This is a genomic window from Roseobacter sp. SK209-2-6, assembly GCF_000169455.1.
Lineage (GTDB): Bacteria > Pseudomonadota > Alphaproteobacteria > Rhodobacterales > Rhodobacteraceae > Pseudophaeobacter.
This window is the reverse complement of sequence record NZ_AAYC01000005.1, coordinates 1-19,816: the sequence shown is the minus strand read 5'-3', so window position 1 is coordinate 19,816 and position 19,816 is coordinate 1. Positions and strand designations below refer to the sequence as shown.

At 57.1% G+C, this 19,816-nt stretch carries 23 protein-coding genes and 1 pseudogene; 13 read left to right on the top strand and 11 right to left on the bottom strand.

The window, feature by feature from the left end:
- Positions 1-582 carry a hypothetical protein gene (locus RSK20926_RS09075; protein WP_008206067.1) on the top strand — a complete coding sequence of 194 codons (582 nt, stop codon included), beginning with the start codon at positions 1-3 and terminating at the stop codon, positions 580-582.
- 21 nt (positions 583-603) lie between these two features.
- Here RSK20926_RS09075 and RSK20926_RS09070 read toward each other — a convergent pair whose 3' ends face one another.
- Entirely contained in the window at positions 604-906 is a 303-nt protein-coding gene (locus tag RSK20926_RS09070) for a DUF6476 family protein (protein ID WP_008206066.1), read from the bottom strand.
- Between RSK20926_RS09070 and RSK20926_RS09065 the strand changes: the two genes are divergently transcribed.
- Positions 905-1,939 (top strand): RluA family pseudouridine synthase, encoded by a 1,035-nt coding sequence (locus RSK20926_RS09065; protein WP_008206064.1) that lies wholly within the window; start codon positions 905-907, stop codon positions 1,937-1,939. The two genes, RSK20926_RS09070 and RSK20926_RS09065, sit on opposite strands and share 2 nt — an antisense overlap.
- Here RSK20926_RS09065 and RSK20926_RS09060 read toward each other — a convergent pair.
- Together RSK20926_RS09060 and RSK20926_RS09055 are read right to left on the bottom strand one after the other, a co-directional pair.
- The gene (locus RSK20926_RS09060) at positions 1,936-2,166 is read right to left on the bottom strand and encodes a helix-turn-helix domain-containing protein (RefSeq protein ID WP_008206063.1); all 231 of its coding nucleotides are present in this window, start codon (positions 2,164-2,166) and stop codon (positions 1,936-1,938) included. The genes RSK20926_RS09065 and RSK20926_RS09060 overlap by 4 nt on opposite strands.
- Complete coding sequence (locus RSK20926_RS09055; protein ID WP_008206061.1) at positions 2,166-2,693, bottom strand: hypothetical protein; 528 nt, start codon at positions 2,691-2,693, stop codon at positions 2,166-2,168. Before RSK20926_RS09055 ends, RSK20926_RS09060 begins: the two co-directional genes overlap by 1 nt.
- Positions 2,694-2,802: 109 nt before the next feature.
- Between RSK20926_RS09055 and RSK20926_RS09050 the strand changes: the two genes are divergently transcribed.
- On the top strand, positions 2,803-3,444 hold the full coding sequence (locus RSK20926_RS09050; RefSeq protein WP_037254523.1) for a hypothetical protein: 642 nt from the start codon (positions 2,803-2,805) through the stop codon (positions 3,442-3,444).
- 207 nt (positions 3,445-3,651) lie between these two features.
- Here RSK20926_RS09050 and RSK20926_RS09045 read toward each other — a convergent pair whose 3' ends face one another.
- On the bottom strand, positions 3,652-4,053 hold the full coding sequence (locus RSK20926_RS09045; RefSeq protein WP_008206057.1) for a hypothetical protein: 402 nt from the start codon (positions 4,051-4,053) through the stop codon (positions 3,652-3,654).
- 98 nt (positions 4,054-4,151) lie between these two features.
- Between RSK20926_RS09045 and RSK20926_RS09040 the strand changes: the two genes are divergently transcribed.
- Both RSK20926_RS09040 and rpoH read left to right on the top strand, forming a co-directional pair.
- A complete protein-coding gene (locus RSK20926_RS09040; protein ID WP_008206055.1) occupies positions 4,152-4,970 on the top strand; it encodes a LysR family transcriptional regulator in 819 nt (272 codons plus the stop codon).
- Between the two features lie 175 nt (positions 4,971-5,145).
- On the top strand, positions 5,146-6,042 hold the full coding sequence (gene rpoH / locus RSK20926_RS09035) for an RNA polymerase sigma factor RpoH (RefSeq protein WP_008206052.1): 897 nt from the start codon (positions 5,146-5,148) through the stop codon (positions 6,040-6,042).
- 347 nt (positions 6,043-6,389) lie between these two features.
- On the opposite strand, the gene RSK20926_RS22815 is transcribed toward rpoH, so the two are convergent.
- Positions 6,390-6,740, bottom strand: a complete 351-nt coding sequence (locus tag RSK20926_RS22815) for a hypothetical protein (protein WP_157133074.1) — start codon at positions 6,738-6,740, stop codon at positions 6,390-6,392.
- 121 nt (positions 6,741-6,861) lie between these two features.
- Between RSK20926_RS22815 and RSK20926_RS09030 the strand changes: the two genes are divergently transcribed.
- Both RSK20926_RS09030 and RSK20926_RS09025 read left to right on the top strand, forming a co-directional pair.
- Positions 6,862-7,131 carry a DksA/TraR family C4-type zinc finger protein gene (locus tag RSK20926_RS09030; protein WP_008206050.1) on the top strand — a complete coding sequence of 90 codons (270 nt, stop codon included), beginning with the start codon at positions 6,862-6,864 and terminating at the stop codon, positions 7,129-7,131.
- Between the two features lie 215 nt (positions 7,132-7,346).
- Entirely contained in the window at positions 7,347-8,468 is a 1,122-nt protein-coding gene (locus RSK20926_RS09025; protein ID WP_008206048.1) for a serine/threonine protein kinase, read from the top strand.
- 22 nt (positions 8,469-8,490) lie between these two features.
- On the opposite strand, the gene RSK20926_RS09020 is transcribed toward RSK20926_RS09025, so the two are convergent.
- The 5 genes from RSK20926_RS09020 to RSK20926_RS09000 all read right to left on the bottom strand — a co-directional run bounded on the left by RSK20926_RS09020 (position 8,491) and on the right by RSK20926_RS09000 (position 12,767).
- Positions 8,491-8,988: a GNAT family N-acetyltransferase gene (locus RSK20926_RS09020; RefSeq protein WP_008206047.1), complete on the bottom strand. Its 498-nt coding sequence runs from the start codon at positions 8,986-8,988 to the stop codon at positions 8,491-8,493.
- An 80-nt stretch (positions 8,989-9,068) separates the two neighbouring features.
- The gene (locus RSK20926_RS09015; RefSeq protein ID WP_008206045.1) at positions 9,069-10,889 is read right to left on the bottom strand and encodes a M3 family oligoendopeptidase; all 1,821 of its coding nucleotides are present in this window, start codon (positions 10,887-10,889) and stop codon (positions 9,069-9,071) included.
- Between the two features lie 157 nt (positions 10,890-11,046).
- The gene (locus RSK20926_RS09010) at positions 11,047-11,364 is read right to left on the bottom strand and encodes an Imm53 family immunity protein (protein WP_008206043.1); all 318 of its coding nucleotides are present in this window, start codon (positions 11,362-11,364) and stop codon (positions 11,047-11,049) included.
- A 141-nt stretch (positions 11,365-11,505) separates the two neighbouring features.
- Entirely contained in the window at positions 11,506-12,477 is a 972-nt protein-coding gene (locus RSK20926_RS09005) for an alpha/beta hydrolase (protein WP_008206041.1), read from the bottom strand.
- Positions 12,477-12,767, bottom strand: coding sequence for an SCP2 sterol-binding domain-containing protein (locus RSK20926_RS09000; protein ID WP_008206039.1), 291 nt, complete (start codon positions 12,765-12,767; stop codon positions 12,477-12,479). The genes RSK20926_RS09005 and RSK20926_RS09000 overlap by 1 nt, the downstream gene beginning before the upstream one ends.
- A gap of 113 nt (positions 12,768-12,880) precedes the next feature.
- Here RSK20926_RS09000 and RSK20926_RS08995 point away from each other — a divergent pair, with 113 nt between their 5' ends.
- From RSK20926_RS08995 to RSK20926_RS08975, 5 genes and pseudogenes are all read left to right on the top strand, one after another.
- Complete coding sequence (locus RSK20926_RS08995; RefSeq protein ID WP_008206037.1) at positions 12,881-13,450, top strand: tetratricopeptide repeat protein; 570 nt, start codon at positions 12,881-12,883, stop codon at positions 13,448-13,450.
- A 33-nt stretch (positions 13,451-13,483) separates the two neighbouring features.
- A pseudogene (locus tag RSK20926_RS08990) lies at positions 13,484-16,407 on the top strand (helicase-related protein).
- 6 nt (positions 16,408-16,413) lie between these two features.
- Positions 16,414-16,788 (top strand): RNA-binding S4 domain-containing protein, encoded by a 375-nt coding sequence (locus RSK20926_RS08985; RefSeq protein ID WP_008206032.1) that lies wholly within the window; start codon positions 16,414-16,416, stop codon positions 16,786-16,788.
- 63 nt (positions 16,789-16,851) lie between these two features.
- Positions 16,852-17,190: a ferredoxin FdxA gene (gene fdxA, locus RSK20926_RS08980; RefSeq protein ID WP_008206030.1), complete on the top strand. Its 339-nt coding sequence runs from the start codon at positions 16,852-16,854 to the stop codon at positions 17,188-17,190.
- A 355-nt stretch (positions 17,191-17,545) separates the two neighbouring features.
- The gene (locus RSK20926_RS08975; RefSeq protein WP_008206027.1) at positions 17,546-18,055 is read left to right on the top strand and encodes a CarD family transcriptional regulator; all 510 of its coding nucleotides are present in this window, start codon (positions 17,546-17,548) and stop codon (positions 18,053-18,055) included.
- Between the two features lie 109 nt (positions 18,056-18,164).
- Here the strand turns inward: RSK20926_RS08975 and cobS are convergent, their stop codons facing one another.
- A complete protein-coding gene (gene cobS / locus RSK20926_RS08970; protein ID WP_008206025.1) occupies positions 18,165-18,923 on the bottom strand; it encodes an adenosylcobinamide-GDP ribazoletransferase in 759 nt (252 codons plus the stop codon).
- Positions 18,924-19,023: 100 nt separating this feature from the next.
- Between cobS and RSK20926_RS08965 the strand changes: the two genes are divergently transcribed.
- On the top strand, positions 19,024-19,816 hold a 793-nt coding region (locus RSK20926_RS08965; RefSeq protein ID WP_008206023.1), incomplete at its 3' end, for a nicotinate-nucleotide--dimethylbenzimidazole phosphoribosyltransferase.

Genomic DNA, 19,816 nt, shown 5'->3' with positions numbered 1-19,816 from the left:
ATGTTTGGACGTTTTTTTGGTCTTCTGGCAGCCACCGCTTCTTCAGTCACTTTCGGCATTGCACCGGTCAATGCGCAGGGCGCGCCGGGGGTGATTTACACCGTGATTCTACCCGGAGGTGGGTTTGGATCCGCGGCTTTCTTAAAAGAACTTGTTCAGGGATTGGGGGCCGCACGGGCCTTTTGTGCGGGTCTTCAGGATGAAGCGCTGACGGTTGATTGTCTGGCGGATCGGCTGGACAGTGTCGCCAATGACATCCCGGAAGGGACCGACTACGAAGAGGTGCGAAGCGTTTTGGCGCAGACTTCGCAGGATCTGGCGCAGCTTGCGCGTTCCAATCGAGACCCAGGGCGGTCGCGTGCGCGTGTGTCCACAACGGATAAATCGCGCAAATCCAGTCGTGCATTGGTTCCGGTACGGCCCGAAGCGCAGGCCCAGGTAAATGCCGCCGCTGCCGCTATTCTGGACGAAGCTGTGACGGTTCTTTTGCGCAGTGCTGCCTCGGAAAAGAAACGCAGCGGTCAATACGCCCGGATTGCTTCTGCGATCGATTCGAACAAGGTGCTCCTGCGTTCCACCTAGTAGATGTGTTGCTGGCGCGAGTTATTGCAGATCGATCTCTTGGCGGACAGCATTGCTTGCAGGATCTAGTATCAGAATGCGGTTGTCTTTGGTGACGACCGCAATCCAGTCAGAGCCAAAAGTCACCGCCTGTGCTTCTGCGCCCGCAGGTAGCGTGATGTCTTGAGGCAAAGCCGGGCCCTTGTCAGACAAGCGGATGACAAGCAGGCTGATAACCACTACAAGCCCGCCAATCATGACCACTGTCAGGGTTGTGACCAGCCGCCGCAAAAACTTCAGCTGCGCTGGCTCCTCTTGAATTTCGGGCTTGGAAGGATCTGTCATGAGCAGCCGCCAGATTGAATTTGTCATCACGGAAAACCCGCCTAAACGGCTTGATAAAGCGGTTTCGCGTGATGTGCCAGAGGAAGCGGCCCTGTCGCGCACCCGCCTGGCCCGATTGATTGAGGCGGGCAGCCTTTTGGTGGACGGTGTGGTCGTGCTGGATCCAAAGGCCCGTATCGCCGAGGGCGCGCAGATCTCCATTACAGTTGAAGAGGCCGAGGACAGCCATATCGGACCAGAGGATATCCCGCTGGAGGTAATCTATGAGGATGATGACCTCATCGTTATCAATAAACCTGCTGGAATGGTCGTGCATCCAGCGCCGGGCACACCTTCTGGCACCTTGGTCAATGCGCTCTTGCATCACTGTGGTGAGAAACTTTCCGGCGTTGGCGGGGTGAAGCGGCCTGGCATCGTGCATCGCATCGACAAGGAAACCTCAGGCCTCCTGGTGGTGGCAAAGACCGATGCGGCCCACCAGGGGCTGGCAGCGCAATTTGAAAAACACACGGTGGAGCGCTATTACCGCGCGGTTTGCTATGGTGTTCCAGATGGCAATGACCCGCGTCTGCGTGGGGTCAAAGGGGCCAGTTTCGAATCCGGGAATATTCTAAAACTCACCACCCAACTGGCGCGGCACAAACATGACCGCCAGCGCCAAGCCGTTCTGTTCCAGGGCGGACGCCATGCGGTGACGCGGGCACGCATCGTGGAACCCTTTGGTAATCCAGGCACTGCGGCTCTGATTGAATGCTGGCTGGAGACCGGCCGCACCCATCAGATCCGGGTGCATATGACCCACGCGGGCCATAGTCTGATTGGTGACCCGACTTACGGCGGCAAACGCAAATTAGCTGCCAAAGCGCTAAGCCTTGCGGGAATCTCTGCGGTTCAGAGCTTCCCCCGTCAGGCGCTGCATGCGGCGGTTTTGGGTTTCACCCATCCGGTGAGTGGTGAAGCAATGAGATTTGAAGCCCCTTTGCCGGATGACATGGAAGAGCTTATCGACAAATTGCGAGCGGCCCCCGCTTAGGTCGCTTCCGGGCTCTCTCTGGGGTCCGGTACTGCTTCCAGCAGATCGCCGGGCTGGCACTCCAGCACCTCGCAGATCTTGGCCAGGGTCTCAAAGCGCACGCCTTTCACTTGGCCGGTTTTCAACAGGCTCAGGTTCTGCACCGTGATGCCGACGGCCTCTGCCAGGTCCTTGGATTTCATCTTGCGCAGGGCCAGCATCACATCCAGCCGGACAGCGATCTGCATTACACGAACTCCCGGTTTTCCTTGTCGACGCGGATGGCCTCTTGCAGGATCCATCCCATCATCAGGAAAGCAAAGCCATAGAAGACCAGAGAGAAATGTGTCGAGCTGTACCAGAAGCGCAAGGGTGCTGGTCCTTCTGGATTGTGCCAAGACAGAATCATCGGTGAAAAAGCCGCAGCAATCAAATTGCTTCCCGAACTTACCGCTGTAAAAGTGCCGATCATCATGCAACACCGCGCAATCCCTTGGTCAAACAGGTAGCCTCTGGCAAGGCGGATGAGGCAGATAACAGCAAAGGCATAAGCTGTAAGCCCGCAGTAAAGCGGCACCTGCCACATCACGAAGTAAAAGATGCGGGTCGAGGTCTCGACCACGGCTTCCGGGCTGACATAGCGGCTTTTCATCCAGCGCTCTGGCTCCAGAAAGGCTATGTTCAACTGCCACTCCATGCCCTTGTAGAAATAATAGATCACAAAGATACCCATAGGCAGGATGAGCAATCTTGCGACAGTTCGGATATGAGGCATGAATGAACTCCGTGATTTGAATAATTATTGTTTTACGATAAAAAATGCCTCTTGCGCAAGAATTGATTCTCTGCAACTTATTCGTGTGTCCTAAGTTTGGAGAACTATTATGAAAACTAAAAGATCGGCAATTTGTGCCGTCGCTTCAGTGTTTCTGGCTACTGCCGCACCGCTGGTTGCAGCACCTACGGATTTTGGTCCAGAAGTTTCAGTTGTTCGTTCTGATGCGATCACTCTGAAACCAAATCAGGCGCGGCACTTTGCAGGGTTTCTGAAGCAGCAAAGCTACTTTGGTGCGTTCTATGTGAATGATACGGTCGATTTTTCGTTTCATGTAAAAGGGTTCTCTGATCTGAACCTCGCTCGACAGGCAGCATTGAAGGGATGTCAGGTTGTTTCAAAAGGGCAGGGAACATGCAGAGCCTATGGCGAAATGCTCCCCAGAGGGATGGCACCTGACACCAGGGAGGCATCTGGACTGGGCTCGGGCGCACGTGCGACCTTCCTTGGGGCCTACCAAAAGAAGCAAAGGGCCGAAGGCTACGGTGCCTATGCGATCTCCCCAGCTTACCAGGCTGGAATGTCCTTTGGCTGGGCGGATGAGGCAGAGGCACGGGCAACCGCGATCAGCTATTGCGAAGCCGAAGTGGCGCAGGCGCTTACCGGCCTCAATATCGAGGGGCGAGCCTGGGCAAAAAGCAAAGGTCTGACCCGTTGCAAGGTGGTGGATGTCACCACCCCAGCCGAGTGAAGCGCAAGAACAGGCTGGTCATGCGAAGCGGCTATTTTGATCGCTGAGACAGGGTTTACCCACACATCCGGTGAGTGATGCCGAATGTGAGGTGCAGCACCGGCGCCTATCGGTATGAAATACTTGATTGAGGCTCTGCGCCGGGTGGCGTGATACAGTGATCGGAGTTCGTGCCCCCTGTTCATGACAAAGGGCACGACTTCGCCACTAGGCTGTATCCTTCAGATCAACAACTTTGGTGACCGTTTCGCGGAAGTAATCCACCTTTCCCTCACTCTCGTGGGACAGGATCAATGTCACGCTGGTACAGTTGCAGCCGCGCACACCGTAGTAGAACCTCTGCTCAAAGGTGGTCAGCATCCAGCCCTCCTGGGGCAGGGCTTCGGTATTGATTGACAGGGCCTCTGTTCCTTTTGGGAAAACTTCGCCAGCGAGACGGGTCAGGATGACCTGCATGGCTTTCAGACCTTTTCCGGCCTGCCAGCTAATGTCGGTCTCCTCGTCGCGGAAGTGGTCAATGCGAAAATCGATGTCGGGGGCCATCAGGTCAAAAAGACCAGGATCGCCCGCGACGAATTTTTGGATCAGGGCTTCGATTGCGGTTGTCATTCTAACTCTCCGTGCTTGCTTTGGATGCTTAGAGAGATGGCAAAACCCTGCGGCATAATCTATTCATATGGTGGCTATGTTTGGTATAGAGGGCGTCTATGATTGAACTCACTCCGCTGCGCTACTTTCTAAGCGCATATGAAAGTGGCTCATTCAGCCATGCGGCTAGAATGAACCAGGTGAGCCAGCCAACCGTTTCAACCGCAATTCAAAAGCTCGAAGATGAGCTGGGTGGCGTGTTGTTTCACCGCAGTCGGCGCGGACTGCGGGCGACTGCATTGGGGCAACGTGTCTATGCTGAGGCCGGAGAAAGCGTAAAGCGTCTGAGTGGCATGGCTGAGCGTCTGAAGCCAGTGCCGCGCAGCCCCCTGCGTATCTATTGTCACCCGGATGTCGTGTTGACGCCCTTTATTCCGTCCTTCCGCAAGCTTCAGAATATGCAGCCGGATGTTGTTCCCTCCTTCACGGAACAGGTCGAAATGGCGGACATCGCATTGGTTTCTGAACCTTGTACGCCAAAAGGTCATGACTTCTTTCTTTTGTCCGAAGAAGCCTATGGGGTTGCCCTGGCCGCTGATCACCTATTGGCAGAGGATGAGACAATCGATCTGAAGCAACTGGAGCAGGAGCCGCGTATCCATCGGCCCTATTGCCCCAATGCGGATCGAATGGTGGGAGAGTCATTGCCGAATCTGGAGTTGCCTGCACAGGCGGTGAATGATCAACAGGTTCTTGACTTGGTTGCCGCCGGGTTGGGCATCGCATTTGTACCTTTGTCGCATGGGGAGGGGCATGCGGGCGTGGTGGTGCGTCCCTTGCGGAATGTACCCACGCAAGTGACGCGCCGGATTGGCGTTTCTGCGAGAAAATCGGTTTTTGCGCATGAAATCGCCAGTCTTTTGCGGGATTTCTACTGAGGCGCTAGGGCTGATCCTAAGAAAAGTTACAAAATCTACGCTCTGTGTTGCAGTTCACAGATGTTTCTGAAAACGAAATATATAACGATCCATGTTAGCGCCCCCTTGAAAGGGGAAATGCATCACCCCATATGGACTAATGTTAAGTCCTTAAACATTGGGAGGGACCAACTAAATGGCGAACTACGCAAATCTGCCCGCACCGACCCCGGAAGGCGGCTTGAACCGCTACATGCAGGAAATCCGCAAATTTCCGCTGCTGGAGCCGGAAGAGGAATACATGCTGGCCAAGGCCTGGGTCGAAAAGGAAGACACAGGTGCTGCCCATAAGATGGTGACCTCGCACCTGCGGTTGGCGGCAAAGATCGCCATGGGATACCGCGGCTACGGCCTACCTCAGGCAGAAGTGATTTCGGAAGCCAATGTTGGCCTGATGCAGGCTGTAAAACGCTTTGACCCGGAAAAGGGCTTTCGTCTGGCGACCTATGCCATGTGGTGGATCCGTGCTTCGATCCAGGAGTATATCCTGCGGTCCTGGTCACTGGTGAAGTTGGGTACGACTTCAGCGCAGAAGAAACTGTTCTTCAATCTGCGCAAGGCTAAAGCCCGCATCGGTGCCCTGGAAGAAGGCGACCTGCGTCCAGAAAACGTCGCACAGATCGCCCATGATCTGGGTGTGACCGAGGAAGAGGTCATCTCGATGAACCGCCGCATGTCCGGCGGGGATGCCTCTCTCAACGCCACGGTTGGTTCCGAAGGCGAAGGCACCATGCAGTGGCAGGATTGGCTGGAAGATGAAGACGCCGATCAGGCCGGTGACTATGAAGCACGCGATGAGCTGGAAGCGCGTCGTGAATTGCTGGTCCAGGCCATGGAGGTCTTGAACGACCGTGAGAAAGACATTCTGACCCAGCGACGTTTGTCGGATCAGGCAACCACGCTTGAGGATCTCAGCGGCGAATATGGTGTCAGCCGCGAGAGGATTCGCCAGATTGAGGTACGCGCTTTTGAAAAGCTTCAAAAGAAGATGCGCGATCTGGCATCCGAAAAAGGAATGCTTGCGCGACACTGAGCGGCTGCTCAACGAGTGAAAAAGAAAAGGCGGGGCTCAAAAGGAGCACCGCCTTTTGCATTTGTTGCCATCTACAGGGTTTCCGCAGGAGCGATCTGGTTCGCGACCCTGGGAAGGAGGCGAAAGCTTATCTAATGATTTGTGTGGGCAATGGATTTGATCCAGGCGCCGGATCAGCGATCCCTGGGGGCCGCTGGCGTGTTTTGGCTGGCGGTTCCTGGGACATGACAGAGGTATCTAGCGGGCGAAACATAGCGTGTTCATTAGCGCTGGCTGGCTCTGTGCTGAGAAGGAGGGCTGCCTGGCGTGCTGGGTGTCTTTCGGGCGTGCTAGCATAGGGTTTGCCCCTAAGGCTGGCGAGCGAGATGGAGACCTTGCGATGCGAGGTTGCAAAAGAAAAAACCAATAGGGAACGGCTGGCTGGCGAAGATCGGTCGGTTGCTGGCGGGGCTGGCTGTCTGGCTAACCCTGCGAGAAGCGGGTTTGGCTTGAGTAGCTTGCTGCTGGCTGCCTGAGATCCGGCGGGCTGCAGTTCCTGTAGTTTGAATACGCAATTCCCGGTGGGGCGTCAACTGGAATTGAGGGAAAAATCTAACAAAATCAAATAGTTGATTATTTTTGTCGGAAATTAGCAGCCGCGCTTGGCTTTCTTTTTTCCGATAGAAAGACAAAGGATATGGCGGCGAAGGCAAAGTCATTGAAAAGCTGACAGCTTTCCCGGCGGGTCTCGAAACACAAACCAGGTGTCGCAGGGAGCCTTGCCGGAAGTGCCGGGAGAGGCTTAGACTGAAGCCGGTTTTTTGCTGGAAAGGGCTGGGCATGGCTGGCGGATGGGCGCAGGACGGGGCTGTGAGTGAACAGATCGAAGCCTCAATCAATGATGAGCTGGCCCGGATGAAGGCGCAAAAGCGCCCGGTGGGCGAAAGCCTGACCCATTGCGCCGAATGTGAAGAGGTGATTCCTGAAAAGCGCAGGGTTGCATTGCCGGGGGTGAAGCTATGCATCGAGTGCCAGCAGGAACGTGATGGTGCGCAGCAGATGCGCGGCGGCATCAATCGGCGCGGCTCCAAGGACAGCCAGCTTAAATAGGGCTGACGTCCGGGGGCACCTTGTGCCGCAGCTGGGCGTGGTTGAAACATCTTCCCCGCACCGCGCACCAGTGCTATATCGCGGGCAGGGCTCATAGGCGATGGCGTCGCCGGAGAGCGGTTTGCTCTCGCCCTGGTTCCACGCTCCTGTACGCCGGGACTTTCAATCGGGAGATTGAAGGCCCCGCCTTGTCTCCCTAGATCAAGGAGGCATTCATGGCCTGGTCGCCAGAGAAAACCGAAGTCAAAAGCTGGAATGAATGGGATACGCTGCGCCATGTGATCGTGGGGCGCGCGGATGATTGCCATATCCCGCCGGAAGAGCCCGCCCTGGATGCCAAGGTGCCGGAAGATAGCGACATGCGCGGCCAATGGGGCCGCCGCCCGCAGGAAACCATCGATCGCGCCAATGAACTGCTCGATAACTTCGCAGATCAGCTGCGTGACCGTGGCATCCGTGTTGATCGCCCGGTCTCGATTGATCATTCACAGCCGGTGACCACGCCAGACTTCCACACCGAAAGCCAGTTTGGCTGTATGCCACCGCGTGACGTGTTGCTGACCGTGGGGCATGAGATGCTGGAAGCGACCATGTCCTATCGCTGCCGCTGGTTTGAGTATCTGAATTACCGCCCGCTGCTGAAGCAATACTGGGAAGAAGACCCCAAGTTCCGCCATGAGGCGGCGCCTAAGCCACGCCTCACAGATGCGGATTATCATCCCGACTATCTGAGCGAGAAGATCGGAGATGCAAAGCGTTTGGAGTGGGCGGCTGAGAAGTTCTTTGTCACCACAGAGGAGGAGCCACTGTTCGACGCAGCCGACGTGTTGCGCTTTGGCAAGGATCTGGTGGTGCAGCACGGGTTTACCACCAACCTGAAGGGCATCGAGTGGCTGCGCCGTCACTTCCCCGATCACCGCGTGCATACTGTGAACTTCCCCGGTGATCCCTATCCGATCCACATCGACGCAACCTTCACGCCGCTGCGTCCGGGTCTGATCCTGAACAACCCGCAGCGCCGCCTGCCGGACGATCAGCGCGAGCTGTTCAACAAGAACGGTTGGGAAATCGTCGATGCGGTACGCCCGGCGCATAACACGCCTCCGCCGCTGTGCTATTCCTCCACTTGGCTGTCGATGAACGTGCTGGTGCTGGATCCAAAAACCGTCTGTGTTGAAAAGTCCGAGGTCCATCAGGCCGAGCAGATGGATAAGCTGGGTATGGAAGTGGTCGAGGTCGAACTGCGCGACGCCTATGCCTTTGGCGGCGGGCTGCATTGCTGCACCGCAGACGTCTACCGCGATGGCGATTGTGAGGATTACTTCCCCAACCAGTGATTGGGGTTCTAAACGAATTGGGTCATCCGCTCATTGCGGCGGGTGATCCTTCCAACGACATGCGAAGTACATGCTGAGGTCCGGCAATGCCGCCGGTGTAGATTTCACCAGTGTCCTGGAAGCCGCCGCGCAGATAGCAGGCCAAAGCAGCCGGGTTTTGCATATTCACGGTTAGCACCACAGAGCTGCGATCTGGATAGTGCTGTTGCAGATAGGCACGCAGGGCTGTCACTGCTCGTGTGGCAAAGCCCTTGCTCTGATCCGCATGATTGATCTTGAAAGCCCGGATCCCTAGCTCCCAGGGCAGCGCAAAGCCATTACGATCAAATCCCCTGTCCACCTTGAAGAAGCCAATGATCCGGGTCTCTGTTTCTAAGATGTGAAAATCGACTTCCGGCTCTTCGACGCCAAAAGCCTGCTGAATGCTGCCTGCAAACAGGACCTGGTCATCAGGGATCCATATGTGGCGGACCCTGCGGAATTCATCTTTGGCCAGTGGAGCGAGGCGGAGTTCTTCCATCGCTTAGTCTTTAGTCCTGTCTTCGTTCAAACGAAAACGGGCACCAGATGGTGCCCGTTTGTCAAGTCAACAGTGCCGGATCAGTCTTCCATCGCTTCCAGCTCATCGATCATGCCAGAGATCATCGCAAGGCCCTTGTCCCAGAATTTGGGGTCAGAAGCGTCCAGACCAAAGGGGGCCAGAAGTTCCTTGTGATGCTTGGATCCGCCAGCCTTGAGCATATCGAAGTATTTGTCCTCAAAACCTTCACCGCCTTCGGCATAGACCGAGTAGAGCGCATTTACCAAACCGTCGCCAAAGGCATAGGCATAGACGTAGAAGGGTGAATGCACGAAGTGCGGGATATAGCACCAGAAGGTCTCATAGCCCTCCATGAAGTCAAAGGCATCGCCCAGGCTCTCGGCCTGCACCGACATCCAGAGCGCATTGATGTCATCGGGGGTCAACTCCCCTTCGGCACGGGCGGCATGCAGTTTGCATTCAAAATCATAGAAGGCAATCTGGCGCACTACGGTGTTGATCATATCCTCGACCTTGCCCGCCAAAAGCACCTTACGCTGCTCTTTGGTTTCGGCCTTGTCCAGCATCTTGCGGAAGGTAAGCATCTCACCAAAAACCGAAGCAGTTTCCGCCAGGGTTAGCGGGGTTGAGGAGAGCATTTCACCCTGTTCGGCGGCCAGTACCTGATGGACGCCATGGCCCAGCTCATGCGCCAGGGTCATCACATCGCGCGGCTTGCCCAGGTAGTTCAGCATCACATAGGGGTGCACCTCTGTGACGGTGGGGTGGGCAAAGGCGCCGGGAGCCTTGCCTGGCTTCACGCCTGCGTCGATCCAGCCGTCCGAGAAGAAAGGCGCTGCGATTTCACCCATGCGCGGATCAAAGGCGTTATAGGCCTCCATCACTGTCTGCTCGGCTTCGTCCCAGTTCACCACCCGGCTGTCTTCCATAGGAAGTGGCGCATTGCGATCCCAGACCTGCATGCGGTCCAGGCCTAGCCACTTCCGCTTCAGTTCATAATAGCGGTGGGAGAGCTTGGGATAGGCCGCAACCACGGCTTCGCGCAGGGCCTCAACCACTTCGGGCTCCACATGGTTCGACAGATGTCGGCCGGTCTGTGGGGTGGGCATGCCGCGCCAGCGATCCACGATTTCCTTTTCCTTGGCCTGGGTATTGTGGACTCGGGCAAAGGTCTTGACGTTTTCGGCAAAGACCCGCGCCAACTCGCGCGAAGCGGCCTCGCGTTTGCTGCGGTCCTGCTCGGTCAGGAAATTCAGCGTGCCCTCGATGTTCAGCTCTTCGCCATCGATGGTAAATTTGAGCCCCGCGATGGTCTCGTCAAACAAGCGCTCCCAGGCGTCACCCACCACGCCGAGGTCATGCAGAAACTTCTCCAGCTCATCCGAGAGCTGATATGGCTTCATTGCCCGGATGCGGTCAAAAATCGGTTGGTAACGGGCGAGATCCGCATTGGCCGCAAAATGCCCGGCAAGGACATCGTCATCGATACGGTTGATTTCCAGAGTGAAGAAAACCAGTGGCGTGGTGAAGATGGTGATCTTCTCCTGCATGTCGGACATGAATTTTGCCCGGTCCGCATCCGTCGTCAGCTGATAATAGCGCAGGCCCGCATAGGACATGATGCGCCCGGCGATGGCGTTGATCTTTTCATTGCGCAACACACAATCCAGCAGGCCTGCGGCGTCGAGACCCGCCAGTTTACCTTCGTAATCAGCGGCAAAGGCACTGCATTCCTGCTCCAGCCAATCGAGATCACGGCTGAGCTCTGCTGCATCCTCACCCTTGTAGAGATCGCTTAGATCCCATTCTGGCAGGTTGCCCAGCTCCTCAGAGCCAGAAGCGGCATTGGCGTCTTTGACGGGGAAAGGCAGATGCAACATGGGGCCTCCTTTATTGGGCGTGCTCGTGTTTTAGATGTTGTCTAATTCAATATCTAAGGTGCCCCCTCAAGGATCACAAGCAAACATGCCTGCCCCTAAAGGTAAGGCTTAGGACTTCTTTGGGGAGCTTTGGTGACCGGTGTAATGTTTTGCGTGTTTAGGATGGGCGCGGGCGCAGCCAATTCGCTACGATATCCAGCATTTCGCTGAGATGGAGCGCGCTACAATCACCACGGAGCTTTGTTCCATCTTTCTTTAAGCGCATCCAATCGTGTGGGTCGTTTCCAGCTAATGAGACCTCGCTAAAGGTCTCGCCTTCTTGGTGGGTTTCATCGAGGTCGACCGTAATTGCCCAGCCGGGGTTGTCCAAGCTTTCTAAGCTAAAGCCGAAATGGTGTTCCCAATCGCCATCGCAATTCGACTGATACCAATCTTGCAGTCGTCCAAGTGCGGTGGAGGAAGCCTCTTTGGTCATGTGTTTCTAAACCCTAATCTGAAACCTTCTGGGGCAGTGCAATAGAGTTAGTGGATCCCATTATTAAGGCATTTCGGAAATTGTCTTGCAGGAGAAGAGGTAATAGAGGCTGTGCTGCCTCAGTCGCGATATTCCTGTGCGCTAGCGGTATTGATCAAAGAGCCGCGTTATCTGGTCAAAGACACGGGCCTGTGTTTCGTCGTCTTCCATCATGACCTCGTGCTGGCAGGGATCAACCAAGACCAGCTCGCCGCCCGGCCAGCGCTTCATGCGGTCGCGAACGGCGTCACTGTTGACGATCTGTTCCTGCGCCCCCAGGAAGGTGACACAGGGCAGCGCGGGCGAGGTTTCTGTCGACAGTGCTGCGCATTCTTTCAGGCCCTGAGTGAGCCAGCCAATGGTTGGCCCGCCGAGAACCAAATCGGGTTCGGCGGCAAGCTGATCGATCATCAGCTGGTACATCCCCGGATCATTTGTAAGGGTATTGCCCTTAAAGGGCGTGCTTTGGACGTAATGGCCTACGGTGGTGCTGGGTACCCGGATTTTGCCAATCCCAAAGAGGGGGGCGAGGCCGCCAAGAAGGGTCGCCAGTGGTCTGAGTGCGGCAGGGATCTGGATCCCCCACATGGGGCCGGTAAAGGCGCAGGCCTTGACCGGTAGACCATTCAATAGCGCACGTAGACCAATGGCGCCGCCCATTGAATGTGCCAGCAGGTACCAAGGTTTCGGGAGGTCCAAGCGCTCTGCCATTTTCAAAACGGCATCAACATCAGACTGGAAGTCTTTGAACTCTTCAATATGACCAAGCCTGCGATCAGGCAGCATGCGGTCGGCCAGTCCCTGCCCACGCCAGTCTATTGCCAAAGCGGCATAGCCGCGCTTGTGCAGCTCTCGAGCGGCCGGGCCGTATTTCTCGATATATTCGGTGCGGCCGGGGAAGATCAGGGCGGTGCCCTTCAGTTCCTCTGCGGGCTGGCCTTCGGGGAGCCAATGGCCAACGCGGATTCGTAGCCCATCCTCGGTGGTTGCCCAATGGGCCTTGCCGCCACGGGGTCCTTCGGCGATTTCGTCGAAATAGGGGGCAGGGGCAAGGTCCATCAGGCTTTTGTCCATCAGGCCAGAACCGATGCGAGTTTCATCGCAATGCCCATGTCACCATCCACCGAGAGCTTGCCGGTCATGAAGGCAGAGGTCGGGTTCAACTCGCCGCTCAGGATTTCCTGAAAGGTATCTGCATCTGCGGACAGGGTCACATCGGCCTCATCATCGCTGATGCGCGCGCCTTCCCCGTCCAGAATGATGGCGCCCAGGCCTTCAATCGCAAATTTTGCAGAAGCATCAAAGCCTTCTCCGCTCAGCTTTTCGTTGAGGACGGCTGCGGCCTGTTCAAGCATCTCGCTCATTGTCAAATCCTTATCTCTTCGCGCAATATAGCTGCGGGCGATTTCGCAATTCTGCGTGATGCAGACTGCACTCGCTCTGGTAAACGCATCGCGCAGGGTTACACTAGGCCATCATGATTGCAAATCACCTGAATCTCAAAGCTATCGTGGCGGCAACTCTGGCGACAGTCACGATTTCCTTGCCTTTTAGTAAACCTCTCTCGGCAGCCCCGGTGGAGAGTGAGTTGCTGCAATCTCTGGCGGGGGCGGATGCAGAGGAGGCCTTGGCCCTAAATCGCGAGTTGCAGGCGCTCTGGCGCAAAAGCGGCTCACCGGCGATGGATCTGCTGTTCTCTCGCGCGCAAAAAGCTCTGGAGCAGGGAGAGGTCGCAGCGGCAACAGAGCATCTGACTGCGCTTACGGATCATGCGCCTGATTTTGCACGGGGCTGGCTGCTGCGTGCCCGTGCCTTATACGCTGCGGGCTATTATGGCCCCGCCGTTGCCGATCTGGAACGCGCTTTGGCCCTGAATCCCAACGACTATGACGCGATCTTTGCGCTGGGCCAGGTCCTGGAAACGGTTCAACGTCCCAAACGCGCCTATCAGGCCTATTTGCGGGCCAAGTCTATACATCCGCATCATGAGGAAGTAACCACAGCGCTTGAACGATTAATGCCCCTTTATGGCGGCAGGGACCTGTAGTCGTAGGCGCGGCGCAGGCGGAGGCTGAAGACTATGGCAGGCGCATCCCGGCTGGTGGCGGTTCTTGGCCCCACGAACACCGGCAAAACCCACTATGCAATCGAGAGGATGCTGGCCCATCGCAGCGGCATCATGGGCTTTCCTTTGCGGCTATTGGCGCGGGAAGTCTATGACAAGATCGTCGCCCTGCGCGGCCCTTCGGTGGTTGCCTTGGTCACCGGGGAAGAGCGTATCGTGCCGCCGCGCGCGCAATACTGGATCTGCACTGTCGAGGCGATGCCACCGGGTATGGGCTGCGATTTCCTGGCAATTGATGAGATCCAGCTTTGTGCCGACCCCGAACGCGGTCACGTCTTCACCGAGCGGCTTTTGCGTGCCCGCGGCACCCATGAAACCCTGTTTCTGGGGGCCGATACCATGCGCGGGCCGATCGCGGCCCTGGTGCCCGGTGTGGAGTTTCTGCGCCGTGAAAGGATGTCGGAACTTGTTTATGGCGGCTCGAAAAAGATCAGTCGCATGCCGCCGCGCACTGCCATCGTTGGGTTCTCGGTCGACAATGTCTATGCCATTGCCGAGCTGTTAAAGCGACAGAAGGGCGGGGCGGCTGTGGTCATGGGCGCCCTTAGCCCGCGCACCCGCAATGCTCAGGTGGCGCTCTATCAAAATGGCGAAGTCGACTATCTGGTCGCCACCGATGCCATTGGGATGGGGTTGAACCTCGATATCGACCATGTGGCCTTTTCTGCCACTTCAAAATTCGATGGTCGCCGAATGCGACCACTGGCCCCCAATGAGCTGGCCCAGATCGCAGGCCGTGCCGGGCGCGGTATGAGCCATGGCAGCTTTGGTGTCACCGGTGACGCGCGCCCCTTGGAGGATGAGGTGGCCGAGGCAATCATGGATCACCGCTTTGCGCCGCTAAAGAAACTCAACTGGCGGTCTTCTGATCTGCAGTTCGGCACGGTTGAGGCGCTGATCCGGTCACTCGAATCATCGCCCTCCGCCACACAGAGCGAAGTGCTGGTTAAGGCACGCGAAGCGGATGATTTGGGAGCTCTCAAGTTTTTGTCGCGCGACAGCGGCATAATTTCGCGCACAACCAATGCGGAATCTGTTCGTCTGCTCTGGGATGTCTGCCGGATCCCCGATTTTCGCGGTATCTCCCACGGGGAGCATGCCTCCTTGATTGGGGGTATTTTTGAGTATCTGCACGGGGGCGGAGTGGTGCCGGACGACTGGCTGGCTCGCCAGATAAAGCGAATTGATCGCACCGATGGAGATATAGATACCCTCTCCAAACGACTGGCTTTTATTCGCACCTGGACCTATGTCTCACAACGTAAGAACTGGTTGCGTGATGAAAGCCATTGGCGTGGGGTGACTCGCGCTGTAGAAGACAGGTTGTCAGATGCGCTGCACGAGCGCTTGACTCAGCGATTTGTGGACCGGCGCACATCCGTGCTTCTGCGCCGGCTCAAACAGAAGGAGGCCCTTTTGGCCGAAGTGAATGACAAGGGTGAAGTGACCGTCGAAGGCGAATTTGTCGGTCGTTTGGATGGGTTCCGGTTTTCCCCGGATAAAAGCGCGCAGGGCGCAGAGGCAAAGACGTTGAAGTCTGCCTCACTGCAGGCCTTGGCACCGCAGTTTCATCTGCGTGCGGACCGCTTTTACAATGCCCCAGATACCGAGATCGATTCACCGAGCAGGGGGCTGATGTGGGGCGACGCAGCGTGCAAATTGGTGCTGGCGCTGATCCTCTCTCCCCCATGGTAGAGGTCTTTGTAGATGAAAGTGCTGGTCCGGATGTCGCTCAGAAGGTTGAGCGCCGGTTGCAGCATTTCATCTCCCGCAAGGTGCAGGCGCTGTTTGAACCGCTGTTGAACCTGCAGAAAGACGAAGAGCTGACTGGCCTTGCCCGTGGGTTCGCCTTCCGTCTGGTCGAAGGTCTGGGCCTGCTGCCGCGTCACAGCGTGATGCAGGAAGTGAAAGACCTGGATCAGGATGCCCGTGGCGCGCTGCGCAAGCACGGTATTCGTTTTGGCCAGTTCACTATCTTCATGCCGCTCCTGCTAAAGCCCGCCCCAACGCGTCTGCGTCTGGTGCTGTGGTCTCTGGCAAATGGTCTGCAAGAATTCCCCGAAGCGCCGCCTCCGGGACTGGTGACCGTGCCTGCGCTGAAAGATGCGCCCAAGGGCTATGACACCATGTCGGGCTACCGCGAAGCGGGCGAGCGGATGATCCGTATCGATATGCTGGAGCGTCTGGCAGATATGCTGCGCGGTGAAGACAGCCGCGGTGGTTTTGAAGCCAAGGCGGACATGTTGTCGATCACTGGCATGACGCTGGAACAATTCTCTGATCTGATGCAGGGTCTTGGCTATCGCGCCGAAAAAGGTGAACGGGAGAAGGTGAAAGCCCCTGCTGAAGCCCCGAAGCCCAGTGGCGAAGCAACTGAAAAGGCTGAGGGATCGGCGGAAGCTGAAGCAGCTTCAGCGACGGAGGTCGATGCATCAGCAACTGGTGAGGCCGTGGCAGAAGATTCTGCGGCAGAAGCCAAGGCGGCCGATGTAAGTGAAGCTCCTGCTGAGGACGCGACCCCAGCCGAAGGTGAGAGTGCTGAAGCTCCTGCCGAGGTATCAGCGGAAGCTGCCGCGCCAGAGATGGAAGTTTTCTATACTTTCACCTGGGGTGGCCGTGCTCGTCAGGGTGGCGGCCAGCGTGGTCAACGTCGCGGACAAGATCGCGGCGACTCCCGTGGTCAGGAACAACGCGCCGGTGGCAAAGGCAAACCGCGTGGTGCCAAAGGCGGCCAGGGACGTCCCGGCGGCAAAACCGGCAAGCGGCCTCCGCAGCAGGGTAGCAAGACCTATTCGGCGCGCCCACCACGCAAAGAAAAGCAGATCGATCCGGATAACCCCTTTGCAGCCGCACTTATGGGGCTGAAACAGGGCGATTGATCGCTGATGGAGCCACAGGGGCAGAAGATCCGCATCGACAAGTGGCTATGGCATGCGCGGTTTTTCAAAACCCGCAGCCTGGCCGCAAAACTTGTCAGCGGCGGTCATCTGCGCCTTAACAGTTCCAAAATCTCAAAACCGGCTCAGAACGTCACGCCAGGTGATGTTCTGACCTTCCCGCAGGGGCGTCAAATTCGCGTGATCGAAGTCTCGGCGATAGGCGAACGCCGCGGTCCTGCACCTGAGGCGCAAACACTATACCTCGACCGGACGCCAAAGCAGGAAATCATACCAAAGAACCCAGGCTTTGAGGGAAAAGGCCGTCCGGACAAGAAGACTCGCAGAGCGCTTGATCTTTCCCGCAATGGTCAGGGGCTATGATGTCTTGAAGAAGTCGCTGCTCTGAATTAGCTAGACGCCAAACAGCAAATAGGACTCGGCACCATGACCTATGTCGTTACGGAAAACTGCATCGCCTGCAAATACACCGACTGTGTCGAAGTGTGCCCGGTGGATTGCTTTTACGAAGGTGAAAACACATTGGTGATTCACCCTGACGAATGCATCGACTGTGGCGTCTGCGAGCCGGAATGCCCGGCGGATGCGATTCGGCCGGATACAGAGCCAGACATGGACAAATGGGTCGAGTTTAACCGTAAATACTCGGAAATGTGGCCTGTGATCGTCTCCAAGAAGGATCCGATGCCGGGCTATGAAGAAAAAGATGGGGAAGAGGGCAAGCTGGAGAAATACTTCTCCGAAGCGCCTGGCGAAGGTGGCTGAGGCCCGATTTAGCGCCCCGTGCGCCATTCCGTGGCTCGGGAAATTGCTGGTTTTCTGCGGAAGTGATGCACTTTTAAGATGTGAAACCGCGAATCCTCTGGTGCTCAGCTTTCGGCTGGGGTGATTCTGTGTTACACTCTTTTTCAGATACTAGAGATGGTGGGACCCTGATCTGGCCGCGCATGCCCTGCATCGCGCGGTTTTGAGATTGACCTGCGGCGACGATCGAACTTACGGCGCCACGTTTGGCGCAAGTTGGGGGAGAGCGTTGCCGTTGTTGTGTCTGAGGCAGGTGATCTGCTGATATTGCACAGCTGTAGGCAGGGTTTTGAACCAAGAGCGAGGAAAGACCTGAATGACAAAATCGAAGAAGCTCGAATTCCGCCCAAATGATTATGTGGTTTATCCAGCCCATGGCGTTGGACAGATCATTTCGATCGAGGAGCAGGAAGTGGCCGGCTTTGCGCTGGAGCTTTTCGTGATCACTTTTGAGAAAGACAAGATGACCCTGCGGGTGCCAACCAACAAGGCAACCGAAGTTGGCATGCGCTCGCTCAGCTCTCCTGATGTGATCAACCAGGCTATGAAGACGCTGAAAGGCAAAGCCAAGGTCAAGCGGGCCATGTGGTCGCGCCGGGCTCAGGAATACGAACAGAAGATCAACTCCGGTGATCTGATCGCGATTGCGGAAGTGGTCCGTGACTTGCACCGCACCGATGATCAGCGTGAGCAGAGCTACTCTGAGCGCCAGCTTTATGAGGCCGCATTGGAGCGTCTGACGCGTGAGGTTGCCGCTGTTTCCGGTGCCGATGAGATTCTGGCCGCCAAGCAGGTGGATGAGGTTCTGACCTCCCGCGCTGCCTGATCCGAATTGACTATCTGACAACTAAGGGGCCTGCGTCTTATGATGCGGGCCTTTTCTTTTAGTGAAGCTCTGGGTGAAGGCCTGTCATGCCCGCCACTAGTGCCCACCACTAGTGAAGGAGCGCGACCAGTGCCAAAAGTCCCACCAGCTCACAGAGCTGTTGGCAAGCGCCCAGGACATCACCGGTCTGGCCGCCAATCTTGTTGCGTGCCAACTGGGCGAGGCTAATAGCCGCGAGAGCCATGATTAGGAGCACGACAGCTCCGCTGGCTCCCAAGAGTGGGACGCTAAAGGTTAGTGCAAGTCCCAGCCCAACCAAACCCGCTCGCCATTCCGGTCGGCCAACCGACTGTGACAGCCCTGATTGTCGCGCATTGGGAAGGGCCGCCATAAGCAGCGGCATAAAGGCGCGGCTTAGCATCGCGAGGGCGGGGAGGAGCCAGAGATGGCCTGCCTCAAGTAGCAGCGTAAGCGCCTGCCAGCGCAGCCCAAGCACCAGGATCAGTGCCAGCACCCCATAGGTGCCGATTTGACTGTCCTTCATGATCTCCAGGCGGCGATCGCGGTCAAACCCGCCCCAGAATCCATCAGCGCAATCTGCCAGCCCGTCTTCGTGCATCGCACCGGTAAGAAGAACCTGAAGCGCAATGAACAGCCCGGCAGCCAAGCCGGGGGACAGGCCAAGAGACAGGGCAAGCCAGGCCAGCAGGCAGGCAGGCAACGACACAGCTAGCCCGGCCAGGGGAAAGGCCCAGACCGCACGGGATTGTCGCTGAAAAGTTGTGTCGGAAAGGGTGGGTATCGGAAGGCGTGTAAGCAGCACCAGGGCCAGGGGGATGTCCACGGGGGAGATGTCGTTTTTTCGCATATGCGGGCCTCTTGCGGTACTTGCGAAGCAGCCCTCAGCCGCTAAACAGAGTGAACCCTGATTTACGCGCGTCCGCCACTCAGATGCAACGAGGCTTTACATGCTGTCAGAACTAACCACTCTCGATGATTTACGTGCCCAACTGGCCAAGGCCGGGGACTGTGACGAAGCGGCCGCCGCGGCCGCCGCGTCCCGCAATGGGCAATTGACCAAACCCCCCGGTGCGCTTGGCCGTCTTGAGGATCTGGCAATTTGGTATGGCAGCTGGCGTGGCACTGACCGCCCCGAGATCAGATCTCCGCAGGTCATCGTCTTTGCGGGCAACCATGGTGTGACCGCGCAAGGGGTCTCTGCGTTCCCACCGGAAGTTACCGCGCAGATGGTGCTGAATTTTGAGCACGGCGGTGCTGCGATCAATCAGCTGGCCAAGCTGGCCGGTGCGCGCATGGATGTGCATGCGCTGGACCTGGACAACCCGGTGAAGGATTTCACCCAAGAAGCGGCAATGTCAGAGGCAGAACTGCTTGCGGCATTGCAGGTTGGCTGGAACGCGGTCGACCCTGAGGCAGACCTTTTGGTTGTCGGCGAGATGGGAATTGGCAATACCACACCCGCCGCCGCTCTGGCCCATGCGCTTTTTGGTGGCGAGGCTGCTGACTGGACCGGGCGTGGCACTGGCGTTGATGATGCCGGCTTGGCGAATAAATCGCGTGTCGTTGCGGAAGGTATCGCTCTGCACAAGGCCCAGATTCGCGACGGGCTTGATGCTCTGGGTCGCCTGGGTGGGCGCGAAATCGCAGCCATGGCCGGCGCAATTGCAGCGGCGCGTGTTCTGGGAATTCCTGTAATCTTGGATGGTTTCATCTGCTGCGCAGCCGCCGCCTGTTTGCAAC